The 14789-nt window shown below is 71.3% G+C and carries 16 protein-coding genes; 6 read left to right on the top strand and 10 right to left on the bottom strand.

The window, feature by feature from the left end:
- The first annotated feature begins 12 nt into the window (after nt 1-12).
- From L6E10_RS12960 to L6E10_RS12950, 4 genes are read left to right on the top strand one after another with little or no spacing between them, the layout of a single operon-like run.
- Entirely contained in the window at nt 13-933 is a 921-nt protein-coding gene (locus tag L6E10_RS12960; RefSeq protein WP_236219756.1) for an epimerase, read from the top strand.
- A gap of 1 nt (nt 934) precedes the next feature.
- Nucleotides 935-1186, top strand: a complete 252-nt coding sequence (locus L6E10_RS41185; protein WP_374236486.1) for a hypothetical protein — start codon at nt 935-937, stop codon at nt 1184-1186.
- Nucleotides 1179-1445, top strand: a complete 267-nt coding sequence (locus tag L6E10_RS41180; RefSeq protein WP_090097818.1) for an SH3-like domain-containing protein — start codon at nt 1179-1181, stop codon at nt 1443-1445. The genes L6E10_RS41185 and L6E10_RS41180 overlap by 8 nt, the downstream gene beginning before the upstream one ends.
- Nucleotides 1438-2028 (top strand): nitrile hydratase subunit alpha, encoded by a 591-nt coding sequence (locus tag L6E10_RS12950; protein ID WP_236219755.1) that lies wholly within the window; start codon nt 1438-1440, stop codon nt 2026-2028. The genes L6E10_RS41180 and L6E10_RS12950 overlap by 8 nt, the downstream gene beginning before the upstream one ends.
- Nucleotides 2029-2077: 49 nt before the next feature.
- Here L6E10_RS12950 and L6E10_RS12945 read toward each other — a convergent pair whose 3' ends face one another.
- From L6E10_RS12945 to L6E10_RS12930, 4 genes are all read right to left on the bottom strand, one after another.
- The gene (locus L6E10_RS12945; RefSeq protein ID WP_236219754.1) at nt 2078-3490 is read right to left on the bottom strand and encodes a serine hydrolase; all 1413 of its coding nucleotides are present in this window, start codon (nt 3488-3490) and stop codon (nt 2078-2080) included.
- Between the two features lie 73 nt (nt 3491-3563).
- Nucleotides 3564-4832: an MFS transporter gene (locus L6E10_RS12940; RefSeq protein ID WP_236219753.1), complete on the bottom strand. Its 1269-nt coding sequence runs from the start codon at nt 4830-4832 to the stop codon at nt 3564-3566.
- Between the two features lie 57 nt (nt 4833-4889).
- Complete coding sequence (locus tag L6E10_RS12935; RefSeq protein ID WP_236219752.1) at nt 4890-5351, bottom strand: DoxX family protein; 462 nt, start codon at nt 5349-5351, stop codon at nt 4890-4892.
- Nucleotides 5352-5410: 59 nt separating this feature from the next.
- Nucleotides 5411-7090: a heme peroxidase family protein gene (locus L6E10_RS12930; protein WP_236219751.1), complete on the bottom strand. Its 1680-nt coding sequence runs from the start codon at nt 7088-7090 to the stop codon at nt 5411-5413.
- A gap of 222 nt (nt 7091-7312) precedes the next feature.
- Between L6E10_RS12930 and L6E10_RS12925 the strand changes: the two genes are divergently transcribed.
- Entirely contained in the window at nt 7313-7648 is a 336-nt protein-coding gene (locus L6E10_RS12925) for an STAS domain-containing protein (RefSeq protein ID WP_236219750.1), read from the top strand.
- A gap of 54 nt (nt 7649-7702) precedes the next feature.
- Nucleotides 7703-8062 (top strand): RNA-binding S4 domain-containing protein, encoded by a 360-nt coding sequence (locus L6E10_RS12920; RefSeq protein WP_236219749.1) that lies wholly within the window; start codon nt 7703-7705, stop codon nt 8060-8062.
- Here the strand turns inward: L6E10_RS12920 and L6E10_RS12915 are convergent.
- The 6 genes from L6E10_RS12915 to L6E10_RS12890 form a co-directional block, all read right to left on the bottom strand.
- Nucleotides 8059-9483 carry a DUF4419 domain-containing protein gene (locus L6E10_RS12915; protein WP_236219748.1) on the bottom strand — a complete coding sequence of 475 codons (1425 nt, stop codon included), beginning with the start codon at nt 9481-9483 and terminating at the stop codon, nt 8059-8061. The genes L6E10_RS12920 and L6E10_RS12915 overlap by 4 nt on opposite strands.
- 3 nt (nt 9484-9486) lie before the next feature.
- The gene (locus L6E10_RS12910) at nt 9487-10356 is read right to left on the bottom strand and encodes an NAD-dependent protein deacetylase (RefSeq protein WP_236219747.1); all 870 of its coding nucleotides are present in this window, start codon (nt 10354-10356) and stop codon (nt 9487-9489) included.
- 27 nt (nt 10357-10383) lie between these two features.
- Nucleotides 10384-12114 (bottom strand): cellulase family glycosylhydrolase, encoded by a 1731-nt coding sequence (locus L6E10_RS12905; RefSeq protein ID WP_236219746.1) that lies wholly within the window; start codon nt 12112-12114, stop codon nt 10384-10386.
- Nucleotides 12115-12205: 91 nt separating this feature from the next.
- Nucleotides 12206-13087 (bottom strand): class A beta-lactamase, encoded by an 882-nt coding sequence (gene bla / locus L6E10_RS12900; protein ID WP_236219745.1) that lies wholly within the window; start codon nt 13085-13087, stop codon nt 12206-12208.
- 65 nt (nt 13088-13152) lie between these two features.
- The gene (locus L6E10_RS12895; protein ID WP_236219744.1) at nt 13153-13983 is read right to left on the bottom strand and encodes a phosphatase PAP2 family protein; all 831 of its coding nucleotides are present in this window, start codon (nt 13981-13983) and stop codon (nt 13153-13155) included.
- Nucleotides 13984-14028: 45 nt separating this feature from the next.
- Complete coding sequence (locus tag L6E10_RS12890) at nt 14029-14682, bottom strand: TetR/AcrR family transcriptional regulator (RefSeq protein WP_236219743.1); 654 nt, start codon at nt 14680-14682, stop codon at nt 14029-14031.
- Nucleotides 14683-14789: the final 107 nt, after the last annotated feature.

The raw sequence follows: 14789 nt of genomic DNA, 5'->3' as shown, positions 1-14789 counted from the left end.
AAGGGGGGCGGAATGAAGATCGTGATTCCAGGTGGCACCGGGCAGGTCGGCGGCGTGCTGAGCCGCGCGCTGAGGGCGGCGGGCCACGAGGTGGTGGTCATCAGCCGCGGCGGCGGCGTGCGGTGGGACGGGCGCACGCTCGGGCCGTGGGCCCGCGAGATCGACGGCGCCGACGTCGTCGTCAACCTGGCCGGACGCAGCGTGAGCTGCCGCTACAACGCCGAGAACCTCCAGCAGATGATGCGCTCGCGAGTGGACTCGGCACGTGTCGTCGGTGAAGCCATCGCACGGTCCGAGAACCCGCCGCGCGTCTGGTTGCAGATGAGCACGGCGACGATCTACGCGCACCGGTTCGACGCCGCCAACGACGAGAGGTCGGGCATCCTCGGCGGCCGCGAGGAGGACGTGCCGGGGTACTGGACCTACAGCGTCGAGATCGCCAAGCGCTGGGAGGCCGAGCTCGACGAGGCCGACACGCCGGCCACCCGCAAGGTCGCGCTGCGCAGCGCGATGGTGATGAGCCCGGACCGCGGCGGCGTGTTCGACCACCTGTCGTGGCTCGCCCGGCTCGGCCTGGGCGGCCCGGTGGCGGGTGGGCGCCAGTACGTCTCGTGGATCCACGACGACGACTTCGTGCGGGCGGTCGCCCTGCTGATCAGCGAGCCGATCTCCGGCGCGGTCAACCTGGCGGCACCGCACCCGTTGCCGCACCGGGACTTCATGCGCGAGCTGCGCAGGGCCTGGCGCGTCCCGGTGGGACTGCCCGCGACCAGGCTGATGGCCGGGATCGGGGCGTTCGCTCTCCGCAGCGACACCGAACTGCTGCTCAAGAGCCGCCGGGTCACCCCGGGCAGGCTCGTCGAGGCCGGGTTCGGCTTCCACTTCCCGAACTGGCGCGCGGCGGCGCAGAATCTGGTCGAGCGCAGGAGGTGAGATGCCGAGGATCAACGACGTCGGCGGCCAGGACGGCTTCGGCCCGGTTCAGGAGGAGCTGGACGAACCGCCCTTCCACGCCGACTGGGAGGCCCACGTGATGGCCGTGAACCGGGCGCTGATCAGGCGGGAGGTCTACAACCTGGACGAGTTCCGGGACGCCGTCGAACGGACGATGTCGCACGAGTCCTCCTACTACGAGAACTGGTTCCGCGCCATCCGGACGCTCCTGGAGGAGAAGGGCGTTGTCTGAGCGCTACCGCACCGGCGACCGCGTCCGGACGTCCACTGTGGATCCCGACCACCACACGCGACTGCCGCACTACGCCCGCGGCCACGTCGGCACGGTCGTCGGCAGCGACGGCGTGCACCCGCTCGCGGACCTGAGCGCGCAGGGAGTTCAGGTGCCGCAGCAGGTCTACCTGGTGCGGTTCTCCGCACGCGACCTTTTCGGGCACGGCGACCACAACGTGACGCTGTCCCTTTGGGAGGAGTACCTCAGCGATGAGTGACGACCACGACGACTCCCCGATCGCCGCGCGCGTCCGGGAACTGGAAGCGGTCCTCGAGGAGAAGGGTCTGCTGGACCCGGCCGAGCTGGACCAGGTGCTGGAGGCGTTCGCGCACAAGGCCTCCCCGGCCAACGGCTTCCGGGTGGTGGCGCGGGCCTGGGTCGACGACGGCTTCCGCGCCCGCCTGCTGCGGGACGCGAACGCGGCGCTGCCCGAGCTCGGCCTGTCGATGGGCGGCGGGCTGCAGGTGCAGCGGTTGCACGTCGTCGAGAACACCGAGGACGTGCACAACGTCATCGTCTGCACCCTCTGCAGCTGCTACCCGCTGTCGCTGCTCGGGCCGTCGCCCACCTGGTACAAGAGCCCGGCCTACCGCTCGAGGGTGGTGAGCCACCCGCGGGAGGTGCTGGAGCAGTTCGGCCTGACGCTGCCCGGGACCACGAAGATCGAGGTCTGGGACGCGAACGCCGAGTCGCGGTACATGGTGCTGCCCCGCCGGCCCGAGGGGACGGACGGGCTGGGCGAGGCGGAGCTGGCCGGTCTGGTGACGCGCAACGGCTTGATCGGCACGGCGGCGGTGTGACGCGGGTGGGGCGCCGCGGCCTGCACGGCCGCGGCGCCCCGTCCGGGGCCTACAGGCCCTTCATGATGGTGTCGATCGCCTTGCCGAGCTGTGCGTACTTCTGCGTGTACAGCACCGGGAACACGCCGGGCGGATCCGCCGGGCGCGCCGCGTCGACGTAGTCGGTGCCGAGGTTGCAGAACACGACCACGACGTACTGGCGGTTGCCCTTGCCGCGCAAGGACTTCACGATGCCCGCGTCGGAGCCCGTGGTGTCGACCCAGCCGGTCTTGTGCGCGAACGTCACCTCGGCGGCGTCGTTGCACGGGCGGACGTCGCGGTCGTACACGGCGTCGCCGACGGTCACGGTGCCGTCCGCCTTGATCCAGCGCGCCGGCACCTTCTGCGGGATGCCCTGGACCGGGTAGTCGCGCCCGCACCAGTTCGGCGTGGAGAGCATCTCGTTGTGGCCCTGGCCCGCGAGCGTCGCCTGGAAGAACTTCCTCGAGGAGTGGGACAGCTCGTCGCGGGTGACCTGCTTGCCCGCGCCGGTCGTCCACAGGACGTCCGGGCCGCCGTTGACCAGCAGCAGGAGCTTCGCGGTGTCGAGACCGCTCATGTTCGAGCCGATCCAGCGGGCGCCGTTGCCGGGGTTGGTGCCGGTGACCATGAGGGTCGGCATGCCGAGCTCGGCGAACGTGGCGTTGACCGCGTCCCAGGCGTTCCGGTCGTGGATCAGCTTGATCAGCGCGCAGGTGGACTCGTTCTGCGACTTCGTGATCATCTCGTCGAAGTGCTGCCGGACCTTCTTGACCGAGGCCCCGCCGCAGGCCGCGCTCACCGGGTTCGGGTTGTACTCGTAGTCGGCGTCGAGGTCGACCTTGCCCTGGTCGGCCAGGCGCAGGACGCCGAAGCCCACCATCAGCTTCAGCACCGACGCCGGGTACGGCGAGGAGAAGTCGATCGGCGCGTTCTCCCGGCCCGGCAGCACGTCACGGGTGCCCTTGCCGCCGTTGACGTCCCATTCGGTGTCGTCCCACCAGCGGTAGCGCACCTGGTCGGTGGACAGGCCCGCCTTCGCCACCGGTACGACGACGCCGTTCGGGTGCTGCGGGCTGAGCAGCACGTTCGCCACGGACTTCGGGCGTCCGTACAGGTCGAGCTCGATGATCGCCGCGTCCATGTTCGGCGTCTGGTGCAGCGGCTTGCCCGCCTGCGCCAGCCGCAGCCGCGCGCGGTTCTGCAGCTCCGCCGGTGAAGCGTCGTACTTCTCCCGCTGACCGGCCGTCCGCGTGGCCGAGGCCGGTGCGGACAGGTCCGGCGGCGTCAGGTCGACGACGTCCTTGAAGTTCTGCGCGACGATCGCCTGGCGCAGGCGCTCCGCCAGCGCGTTCACGTCCCCGGCGGCCGAAGCCGCCGGTGTGACGGCCGCGCCGAGCAACGCGAGAGCCGTGCCGAGCACGATGATCCGTTTGAGTCTCATTCACTCCCCCAGCCGAGTGGAATCCAACACCATTCGAAACCTATCGGTACGCCGGTGATCCCACGACCCCGGTTCATGATCTTGCACGCGCGCGGCGCCGCCCGCGTTGCACGACCGGGCGATCCGCCTCGCCGACGGGCTCGTTCACCACCGTCCACACGGACCGGGACGCGAGCATCCCCGCGCACGCGACCAGGTGGACCGCGACGCACCCGAGCAGTGCGGCGGTGGTGCCGAACGCGTGCGAGACGGGACCGATCGCGAGCTGGGCCAGCGGGATCGCCACGAACGACCCGAGCATGTCGTAGGAGTAGACCCGGGCCAGGCGGTCCTGCGGCACGTGGTGCTGCAGCGTCGTCTCCCACGCCACCCCGAACTGCTCGATGCCCAGCCCGCAGACGAAGGAGGTGACGACCAGCAGCCAGGGCTCCGGGTACAGCACCATGACCAGCGGCAGGCCCGCCATCACCGGCACGCACGAGACGCCGAACAGCAGGCGGCGGCGCACCTCGATCCGCATGACCAGGAAGGCGCCCGCCACCATGCCCGCGGTCTGCGCCGCGAGGACGAGGCCCCAGGTCCCGCGCCCGAACGTGGAGTCGGCGAGCACCGGGCCGAGCACCATCACCCCGCCGACCAGTGCGGCGTTGACGAAGGTGAAGGCCAGGACGACGACCCACACCCATTGGCGTGACACGAACTCCGTCCAGCCGACCTTCAGCTCGGACAGCACCGACGGCTCGCGCCCGGCCCGGGCGGTGGCCGGCACTCGCACGAGCGCGAAGAACACCCCGGCCAGCGCGAACGAGAGCGCGTCCACGGCGAGCCCCCAGCCGGGTCCGGTGACCGCGATCAGCAGGCCGCCGAGCGACGCGCCGCCGATGGTGGCGGAGTGCACGCCCAGCCGCAGCAGCGCGTTCGCCCGCAGCCGGACCTCGGCCGGCACCGTCTGCGGCACCAGCGACGACGAGGCGGGCAGCGAGAACGCGCTCGACATGCCGTTCACCGCCGCGAGCACGACGAACCACGTCACCGAGGCCGTGCCGGTCAGGACGAGCACCGCGATCGCGGCCTGGCTCGCGAAGCTGACCGCGCACGACCCGGCCAGCACGAACTGGCGCGGCAGCCGGTCCGCGACCACCCCGCCCCACAGCAGGAACACGACGTTGGTCAGCGACCGCGCGGCGACGACGACGCCGAGCGAGGTGACCGACGACGTGAGGTCGAGAACGGCGAAGGCCAGTGCGATCGGTGCCATCGCGTTGCCGGCGACGGTCGTGACCCGTGCCGCGAGCAGCCATCGGAAAGCAGGATGCGCCATGGGCGCCGGTGATTCCCCCATGCGCCGCAACCTACAAGGCCGGGAGCCGCCCCGCCTGTGCGGCGCAGCGGCTCCCGGTCACCGCACCCTGGGGTGCGATGAGGCGATGACCACCGCGGCGGCGACGGTCACCAGGTTCTTCAGGATGTACTGGGCTTCGAAGGACGCCCGCAGCGGACCGGACCACATCTCGCCGGGGAACAGCACCAGCGGTGTCGACACCAGCACGACGTGGCCGATCAGCAGCACCGCGCACCACCGCGGCACGCGGAAGCTCAGCAGCACCACCGCGATCCCGATCTCGCTGATCGCGGCGCCCACCCTGGCGAGGTCTCCGCCGACGATCCCGAACGTCAGCGCGGACACCGTGCGTTCGACGAGGTCTTCGGCGGGACTGCCACCGGGGAAGAGCTTCAGCGCGCCGAACCAGAGGTACACGACCCCCAGTCCGATGCGCAGCAGTGGAACTCCGGACTCCCGCGCAAGTCGAGTCAGTCGATCCCGCGTGCCTTCTCCGCGCGTGGTTCCTGGACGTGACATCTGATCTCCCTCTCCTGTCCGGCTGCCACCACCCGGCCGGACGGGACGTGCGGAGGGGATCAGGCGATCGGGTCGCCCAGCGGGTTCAGCAGGTCGGCCTTGCCCTCGAAGGCGAACAGCAGCAGGTCGACCATGCGGAACGTGCTGGAGTCCGGTCCGAGCGTGGGCCGCCAGTACGGCGAGCGCACGATCGAGATCCGGCTGCCCTCCATCGCGCGGTGGAAGACCTCCGCGGTGAGGCGTCCGCCGACCGGGCCCATGAGCCCGCCACCGACCTCGGCCTCCCGCAGGACGTAGAACCACAGCGGCGTCGCCTCGACGAGCTGCGACCTCTGCTGCTCGGACAGGCCTTCGACGACGGCGCCGCCGTTGCCGACCAGGATCTGCTCGGCCGTCAGCGGCGCGACCCCGAAGAGCTCGGCGAGCTGCTGGCCCGTGGCCAGTTCCATCATCGAGGCCCTGGTGAGGTTGCGGAACGCGAGGTTGCGCTCGATCTCGCGGAACTGCGTGCCGCGGCCGCCGAACGTGCCGGCCGGCAGCTTCGTCAGCGGGTCGACCAGCAGCGTGTCGATCCGCTTGGTGACGTTGCCCCCGCTGAACTCCGCCGGGGCCGCCAGGTCGTCCCGGCCCGCCTCGGTGAAGTCGTAGAGCCTGCGGAAGTCCGCGATCCAGTTGCTGGGCAACGTGAAGATGTCGCCCCGCGTCACGTCGTCGAGGTCGCCGGGCAGCGCCGACGACGGGTCGAAGTTGCCGCTCACCCCGGTGAAGGTGAAGAGCTGGAACAACGACGCGGGCCGCACGGACGGGCCGCCGGTGCGGAACACGCGGTTCCACTCGTACGCGCCGCGGACCTGGCTGTGCCCGAAGCGGTACGAGGCGACCGAGAACTCGATCGGCATCGTCGGCGAGTTGTCGCGGCGGTAGTGCTTCCCGGGCACCTCGAAGAACTTGCGCCCGTTGGTGAAGACGTCCTCGACGATCGCCGGGTCGATGATCCGCGGCAGGTGGTCGGTCCTGAGCATCCACTGGTAGTGCCGCACCACGAGCTCCTTCGCGGCGCGGAAGAGCCGTTCGCCGGTCAGACCGGTGAGAGCGAGCTCGTCGACCACGCGGTTGTGGAAGCGGATGAACGCGAGGTGCGTCTGCGCCACCACGAGGTTCTCGTCGTTGCGGGCGTCCGGGATCAGCGGCAGCCGCCGGTCCGCCGCCGTGCCGGCCGTCCCGCCGCGGCGCGGCAGGTCGAAGCCCTCGAACGGGATGTTCGTGCCCTCGTCCGGGAACGGCACCGGCGTGGTGGTGCCGACCTTGAGCTTCACGCCGTCCTGGGCGTAGAAGGCCTGGTCGTCCTTGTCGCGCGGGCCGCGGCCGTAGACCGAGTCGAGGTCGAGCGCCGGCGACCGGCCCTGCGTCAGCTCGTCGAGGTTCACGTCCTGCCCGAGCTGCGACTCGGTGCGGTCCATCGTGAGGTCGTGGTCGACGAACTGGCCGAGGTAGGTGAACCCCGCCGGGACGACCGGGTCCGCCGAGTCGGGCTGCGGGACGTTCGCGGTCATCGCGGTCGCGAGGGCGGTCCGCGTCTCCTCGTCCGTCCGCGGGCCCTTCGGCCCCAGCCGTGAGAACCGGAACCTGCGCAGCTCCTCCGCCGTGGAGGGCTGACGCGTGATCGCCTCACCTTTGTCGTCGATTTCCAGAACACCCTCGCCCACGACGAAGAAACTGTCGCGCACGTGCCTTTTCATGTATCCCCCTGTGTTTCCCCTGTGCGGGCAACCTGTTCTCCCCAACAAGTCCCTGCCCACCGCCAGTCTCCAGACGGAGGAAAAACACGTCGAAGCTTTTGCCCACGACCAAAATGTGCTCACCGAACGGATACGAGGTCCGCGGAAATATTCCTGAGGACCGGCGAATAGCAACTTGCAAGCCGAGGTTTGCAGACGGCCGGGAGCGGGTACCACTGCGAAATGCTCGAAGTCACGGTGACCGAGTCGTCGCCTGCCTCCACCCTGCTGGCCGTGTCCGGCGAACTCGCCGGCTCCGGCGCGGAACGACTGCTCTCGCGGCTCGACCGCCTGCTCGACCAGGGCCACCGCTACGTGGTGCTGGACCTCTCCGCGGTCACCTTCTGCGACTCCAGCGGGATCAGCGCCCTCGTGCGCGGCCACGCCCGCGCCTCGGCCACGGCGGGCGGGCTGAGGCTCTCCGCGGCCTCCGAACAGGTGACGCGGGTGCTCGAACTGTCGGGCCTGGCGAGGATGCTCGGCCTCAGGTCCACAGTGGAGCCCGAGGCCGTCCACTAGCCCGTTCACACCGCCCCTACCCGTCGGCGCCTCCGGGGGTGTCATGATGGCGGGGTGGAGTCCACGCGCATCGACCGCTGGCTGTGGGCGGTCAGGCTGACGAAGACCCGCCCGGACGCCGCCCAGGCGTGCCGGGGCGGCCACGTGCGCATCAACGACAAACCCGCGAAGCCCTCCGCCACCGTCGTGCCCGGTGACCAGGTGCGCGCCCGAGTCGGTGACAAGACCAAAGTCGTCGAGGTCGTCCGGGTGATCCAGAAGCGGGTCGGCGCGGAGGCCGCGGCCACGTGCTTCATCGACCGCACGCCCAAGCCGCCGCCGGAGATCCCGATCGCCCGCCGCGACCGGGGTGCGGGGCGGCCGACCAAGCGGGAACGGCGCGAGCTCGAGAGGTTCCGCTCGCAGCAGTCCTAGCCGTCCAGGTCCGAGAGCCTCTTCGTCGCCAGGCGGGTCACGTCACCGTGGTCCAGCAGCGCTTGGAGCAGCGGCAGCAGGGAGGAACCGAGCACCGCGGCGTCCTCCGGGCGGTCGCCGGGGCGCAAGAGCACCCAGTGGCTGCGCCCGCTCCCGAAGTCCACGACCTCGCCCGCGATCCGGCCGTCGGCGAGGTCGAACACGGGCCGGACGAAGTGGCGGCCAACCCTCTCCCTCCTCGTCTCCGCGTAGGCGCGCACCCGCCAGGTGCCCTCGCGCGCCGCGGCCGTTCCGACGCGCTGGTACAGCGCGATCAGCTCACCGCTGCCCTGCACGGGCATGTGCGTGACGATCCAGTCCTCGCCGAGCGGGGACTCCTGCTCGACCGGCGGCGGAGGCGTCCACTCGTGCTCGGCGACGAGGCGGTCCAGCAGGAGCGTGATCTCCGGCTGCGCCGGGAGCACCGCCCAGCCCGCCACCGGCTCCAGGGCGCCGTCCTCGTGCTGGGTCACGCCCACCAGGCCCGCGTCCACGGCCACGGCGCTGATGTCGCCGAAGTCGTTCACGTTGATCAGCGCACGGCACAGGGTCGCGCGGACGCCGTCCGTCGAGACGGCCGGGCTGGTGCCGTCCCGCGGTTCACCGATCGGCAGGTCCAGCATCGGGTTCGGGACCGCTTCTCCCCGGTCGTAGTCCAGGTACGGGTAAAAGCGCGTGATCCAGCCCGTGACGAACTCGCCCCCGTAGGCGTCGACGGGGTTGTGGATGCGCTGCCAGAACGCCCTGTCGGCGTCGCCCTCGGCGGCACGCACGAACTCGTCGGTGATCGGCACCAGCGAGCGGCACCAGTGCTCCAGCCCGAACCTCGGCAGGTCGCCGACGCGGGCGCGGATCCGGCGCCAGTCGTCCGGCGTTCCCGTCAGGGTGATCGACGGGATGCCGCAGACCGCGACCATCCAGTAGCTGTAGTACGGCGAGTGGGTGTCGAGCACCGCTACGCGCCCCGCCAGGCGTTCGACGTCGGTGCTCGTGCTGAAGTCGCACTCGAAGAGCGGGTCGCCGACCTCCCCGGCCAGCCTCTCGACCACGGAGTCCCAGGTGCCGGCGGGGCCGTGGTTGACGCTCAGGACCTCCTTGCCGGCATGGCCCGCGAGGACCGGGCGCAGTTCCTCGGCGTTGAGCTTCACGTGCTCGGAGATGCCGCGCGCGATCGTCAGCCACACCGCGTCGGGTGACAGGACCAGCGGCCGGTGCTCCGCGAACGCCTTGGCCACCGCGTGCAGCAACGGGTGCACGCCGTTGGGCTCCAGCACCCGCGCGTCGCCCCCGGTGGCGAGCGCGCCGGGGAACAGGTCGGCGGTCGCGGAGGTGGGCAGCGGGTCGGTCACCGGCGTCACGTCGTCGACCGCGAATGTCACCATTCCTCACCCCACGACGACTTCTGCCAGCTCCGAGAGCGATTTCCCGAGCGGCAGGTCGACCCTCAGCGACGCGTGCGCGTCGCCTCGCGTCTCGCCGCGGTTGATGATCACGACGGGGATTCCGGCGGTGGCGGCGCGGCGCACGAACCTCAGGCCGGACATGACCGTCAGCGAGGATCCGAGGACGAGCAACGACCGTGCGCCGTCCACTAGCGAGTAGCAGTGCTCGACGCGGGGGCGGGGCACGTTCTCGCCGAAGAACACGACGTCCGGCTTCAGCACGCCGCCGCACGCCCCGCAGGGCACGACCCGGAAGCCGCGGACGGTCTCCTCGGGCAGGAAGACGTCGCCGTCGGGGTTGATCTCGTCCGTCGTCGCGTGGAAGTCCGGGTTGGCCTCGCGCAGGCGGCGGTCGAGGTCGATGCGCGGCGAGAGCAGCCCGCAGCCGAGGCAGATCACGCGGTCGAGGCCGCCGTGCAGCTCCACGACGTCCGCGGAGCCCGCGGCCTGGTGCAGGCCGTCGACGTTCTGGGTGATGACGCCGCGGAGCTTGCCCGAGAGCCGCGCGACGGCGTGGTGGCCCGCGTTCGGGTGCGCGCGGGCGATGGTGCGCCAGCCGACGTGGCTGCGCGCCCAGTAGCGCTGCCGGCCGGCCTCGCTGGTGGTGAACTCCTCGTAGGTCATCGGGGTGTGCTTGCGCAGGGACCCGCCCTCACCGCGGTAGTCGGGGATGCCGGACTCCGTGGAGAGGCCCGCACCGCTGAGCACCAGCACCCCGCCCCGCTCGACGATCGGGACGACCTCGGTCAGGGTGGAGGTGCGCGGCAGCGACGGGCCCGGGTTCGACCAGGTCAGAGTGGGCCTTGTTCGCACTTCACCAGCTTACGGAACAGCGGCAAGTCACCAGCTGGTGAACCACCGCCCCAGCTCGGCCTCCGCCGCCGCCACGTCGCCGCCGGAGGGGGCCGTGACCAGCGCGAACTGCCGTCCGGGCCCTCCGCGGAGCAGCAGCCTGTCGCCCTGCACCGACGCCGCCGCGGAGCTGATCACCAAGGGCGAACGCAGCGACTGCGGCAGGTGCAGCTCGGTCGGCGCGGTGCCGCCGTCCGAGTCCCAGACGAGCACGGCGAACGGCGCCGAGCCGACCACGGACCGGACGTTCGCCAGCGGGATCTGCTGCCAGCTCTGGTACGCGCGGTCCTCGTAGGTGAACGCGAGCGTGGTGCCCGCGACGGCCCGCGGGTAGACGCGGTCGACGATCGCGCGGTCGACGGTGAGCACGGGGGTGCCGGCCGCGTCCAGCCTCACGGCCGAGAAGTGCTCGTCGTTCATGGCGTCGCCGTCGGTCTTGACCTTGGCCGGGTTGTCGTTCATCAGCTCGCGGTGGCGGCCGTAGTTGGTGTCCCAATGCCACTGGCTGCCCGAGAGCACGCTGCCGCGCGGCGCCGACCACCAGCGGGCGCCGGGCGCGGCGGAGTCGAGGCCCTGGTAGATGGCCTTGAGCACGGACGGCGTCTTGTCGGAGGTGAAGCCCGAGACCGGGTGGCCGAACTCGGAGACGATCGCGGTGGTGCCGAGTGCCCTCGCGCGGTCGCGGATCGTGCCGAACGCCTGCGTGTACTGGCCGTCCGCCGCCTTGCCCGGCATCAGGACGCCCGACTGGGCCTTGCCGTCGTAGAAGTGCGCGTTGAACACGAACCGCTCCCCCAGCGACGGCACGAGCGCGAGCCCGCCGGGTTCGGCGAAGAAGTCCACGTTCTGGTTCCAGAACACCAGCGGCTCCACGAACGCGGGCTTGGCCGCCCAGCCCACTTCATCCATCTTGGCGCGGAAGCGCTGGTAGAACGGCATCAGCAGGTCGCGCTCCCACGTCTGCGACGTCTGCCCGGCGTCGTACTTGCCGGCGTAGGGCTCGTTGAGCGGGTCGACGCCGACGACGAGCTTGAACTCGTTGGCGGGCAACGCCTCCTTGACGTGCCGGAGCGCCTCGCCGGCGGCGTCGACGAAAGAGTCCTGAACGCCGTCGCGGTTGTGCCAGAAGTCGTAGGTGGCGGCGGTGACGGCGTTGTTGTTCTTCATGTTCTGGCCCCAGTGGAAGCAGAGGCCGCACGACTCCTTGGGGTACCCGCTCGCCGCCCACGCCGGGGCGCCGTCGCCGGTGTACCAGCTGTCCTGGTCGAACAGGTGCCGCGAGTAGAGGTCCTGGTGGAAGTCGAGGTAGACGCGGATCCCGAGGCCGGTGAACGCTCTGAGCTGCGCGGTCACGCCGTCGAGGTAGGTGTGGTCGATCCGGCCGCGCTGCGGTTCGATCCACGCCCACGTGAGCAGGAACCGCACGGCGTTGGCGCCGGTCAGCTCCTTCATCGCCTGCGCCGACCTCCGCGCGTCCTGCGTGGAGGCGAACGGGAGGCCGCGGTGTTCGGCGAGCTTGGCCGTGCCGGAGACGTTGAAGCCGCGCAGCACCACCTCGCGGCCGTGCTCGTCGCGGAAGACCCCGCCAGACACCTGCAGCTCGGAGCCGTCGAACTCCGCTCTGGCCGGGGCCACGAGCAGGGAGGACAGGAAGAGGACCACCAGGAGAACCGCTCGCCGCATCGCCGCCGCCTCTGGGAACGTGAACGAGATTCGCATCGAACGGTAGCGGGTGGGGACGGGCCGGGACAGGTCCGCTTCGCGCAATGCGGTCACCGGGGAGGAGCACGGCCCCTCCCCGGTCCCGGGATCAGCCGAGCGTCGCCGCCACGAGCTCGGCGGTCTCGGCGAGCAGCGGTTCGTCGGCGCCGCCGGTCGGCTCGTCCTTGCGCGTCGACAGCACGGCGATCACGATCGGCGCGCGGCCGGGCGGGAACGCGATGCCGGCGTCGTTGGTCGTGCCGTAGCTGCCGGTGCCGGTCTTGTCGCCCCAGCGCCACGCCGACGGCAGGCCGGCGCGGATGCGGTTGCCCCCGGTCGTGTTGGCCAGCAGCCAGTTCGTGAGCTGGTCGGAGTCGTTGGGGTTGAGGGCGTGGCCCAGCGTCAGGCGCGCGTAGCTCTGCCCGATGGCGCGCGGTGACGTCGTGTCGGTGACGCGGCCCGGCTCGGCCGAGTTGAGCTCCGGCTCCCAGCGGTCGAGGCGCGTCACCGGGTCGCCGATCGAGCGGCTGAAGCGGGTGATCGCCGTGGGGCCGCCGAGTTCCCTGAGCAGCAGGTTCGCCGCGCAGTTGTCGCTGTGGGTGATGGTCGCCTCGCACAGGGCCGCGACGGTCATGCCGTTCGCCAGGTTCTCCGGCCTCCCGGTGACCGGGCCGTACCCCGACTTGTCCACATCGGACCGCGTGTAGGTGATCACCTTGCGCAGCAACGACCCGTCGCGGTCGCGGCGCAGGATCGCCGCCGCGGCGATGGTCTTGAACGTCGAGCACATCGGGAAGAGCTCGTCGGCGCGGTGCAGCACCGTGCGGCCGGTGCCGGTGTCCGTCGCGAACACGCCCAGGCGCGCGTTGTGCCGCCGCTCGAGTTCGCGCAGCCTGCCGGTGACCGTCGAGGCCTGCGCCTGAGCCGGCACGGCCACGGCCAGCGCCGCTCCGGCGCCCAGTGCCAGCACCGCTCGTCGGTTGACACCCAACGTCCTGCCCCCTTCTCCCGGAAACCTCTCCACAGGACAGGACGCGCGGGAGATCAACTGGTTGTTCACCCGATCCGGCGCCAGCACGCCAGGTACGTGAGCGCGGCGATCAGAGACCCCGCCGACGCGAACGCCCCGGCACCGAGGTAGATCACCCACTCGTCGGCGTTCAGCCCCTCCCCGGCCAGCGGAACCCCCCAGAGGACGCCCCCCATCGCGAGGGTGCCGGCGGCGACGACGGACCAGAACACCACGAGCACGACCCGCCCGACCCGGCGCGGCCCGGTGCAGGGCCGCAGGGATCCGTTGCGCTGCAACCACCAGGCGGCGAGCGCGGCGACGGCGAGCGCGATGCCGTCGGCGGCGAGGGTGTCGCTGAGGCGGTGCCACTTCGCCGTCAGCGTGTACTGCCCGATCGCCGTGGCCCACGGCAGCACGAAGAACAGCATCACGCCGCGCCACTTCCACGGCACCACGATGACCGCCGCGAACAGCACCGTCATCGCGATGGTCGTGTGTCCGCTGGGGAGGCTGTTGTGCGCGTAGTCGCCGGTGACCTCGACGAGCGCGGGCCGCGGCAGGACGAACCGCTTGAGCACCTGCACGACGACCTGGCCCGCGACGATCACACCGACGGCCGCGATCGTGAGGTCCCAGCGCTTCCTGAGCACACCGACCAGGGCGACGGCGGCCACCGCGGCGGCGAGGGAGTAGACGGTGATCTGGCCGAGCGCCTGCCAGGCGGCGTCCGTCTCGGACACGTCGTCCTGGTCGGCACCGCGCAGGGCCGCGTTCTCGATGGTCTGACCGGCTCTCGTCCAGACCGCGAGGACGTACACGAGCGCCGCGAACACGAACCCCGCCGCCGCGACCACGGGCCACCGCCGATGCTTCACGCTGCGCCAGTGTGCCGCCATTCGGCCCCACGCGCTGGATGAAGATCAACGGGCCCGGCGCAGCCGATCCAGCACCGCCGTGATCGCGAGGTCGACGGTGTACTCGAACTCGGCCTCGCGGTCGAACGCGGCGAGGTGCGCCGCCGTCGCGACCACCGCCGGCAGCCCCGAGCCCCGCAGGACCTCGTGCCGCGCCCCGTCGTCACCCCCGAACGCCGGAGCCGCCGACACCTCGCGCAGCAGCGTGCCGATCACCGTGGCGAGCAGCATCCGCAGCAGGTGCACGGCCTCGTCCGGGGACGCCCCTGCGGCCAGCAGCACCGCCAGCACCGCGTCGACGGGGGCGAGGCCCTCCAGCGACGACAGCTGACGGGTCAGCACGAGCGGCGCCGCGCCGGGGTGGGCGAGCGCGCGGTCCCGGAACGCCCGGGCGATGGCGCGCAGGTCGTGGCGGGGGTCGCCGGTGGGCTCCGGCAGGGCCAGGCCGCCCAGCAGCTGCTCGGCGACGGCGTCGAGAAGGCCGTCCTTGCCGTCGACGTGGTTGTAGAGGCTCTTCGCGTCCACCCCCAGCGCCCTCGCCACCGAGCGCATGCCGACCGCGGCCACGCCGTCCGCGTCGATGACCCGCAGCGTCGCGGTGACGATCGACTCGCGGGACAGCAGGGGCGTGCGCGGGCGGCCTCGGCGGGGTTCGGTCACGCGGCCATTGTGCCTTGCGGATGCCCACGGTGTGGGTTTAGCCTTCGAAATAACCCACACTGTGGGTATCGATGTCTTGTCGAGCCCGGCGCCAGACCCGCGCTCGG

This window comes from Lentzea sp. CC55 (assembly GCF_021056325.1).
In the GTDB taxonomy this organism is placed as follows: Bacteria; Actinomycetota; Actinomycetes; order Mycobacteriales; family Pseudonocardiaceae; genus Lentzea; species Lentzea jiangxiensis.
This window is presented reverse-complemented; position numbering and strand designations above follow the sequence as displayed.

Excerpts from the sequence above, each read along its gene's own strand:
- L6E10_RS12945 (WP_236219754.1), bottom strand. The coding sequence starts at position 3,490 with ATGAGACTCAAACGGATCATCGTGCTCGGCACGGCTCTCGCGTTGCTC.
- L6E10_RS12905 (WP_236219746.1), bottom strand. The coding sequence starts at position 12,114 with ATGCGAATCTCGTTCACGTTCCCAGAGGCGGCGGCGATGCGGCGAGCG.
- L6E10_RS12935 (WP_236219752.1), bottom strand. The coding sequence starts at position 5,351 with ATGTCACGTCCAGGAACCACGCGCGGAGAAGGCACGCGGGATCGACTG.
- L6E10_RS12940 (WP_236219753.1), bottom strand. The coding sequence starts at position 4,832 with ATGGGGGAATCACCGGCGCCCATGGCGCATCCTGCTTTCCGATGGCTG.
- L6E10_RS41185 (WP_374236486.1), top strand. The coding sequence starts at position 935 with ATGCCGAGGATCAACGACGTCGGCGGCCAGGACGGCTTCGGCCCGGTT.
- L6E10_RS12950 (WP_236219755.1), top strand. The coding sequence starts at position 1,438 with ATGAGTGACGACCACGACGACTCCCCGATCGCCGCGCGCGTCCGGGAA.
- L6E10_RS12925 (WP_236219750.1), top strand. The coding sequence starts at position 7,313 with ATGCTCGAAGTCACGGTGACCGAGTCGTCGCCTGCCTCCACCCTGCTG.
- L6E10_RS12930 (WP_236219751.1), bottom strand. The coding sequence starts at position 7,090 with ATGAAAAGGCACGTGCGCGACAGTTTCTTCGTCGTGGGCGAGGGTGTT.
- L6E10_RS12915 (WP_236219748.1), bottom strand. The coding sequence starts at position 9,483 with ATGGTGACATTCGCGGTCGACGACGTGACGCCGGTGACCGACCCGCTG.
- L6E10_RS12960 (WP_236219756.1), top strand. The coding sequence starts at position 13 with ATGAAGATCGTGATTCCAGGTGGCACCGGGCAGGTCGGCGGCGTGCTG.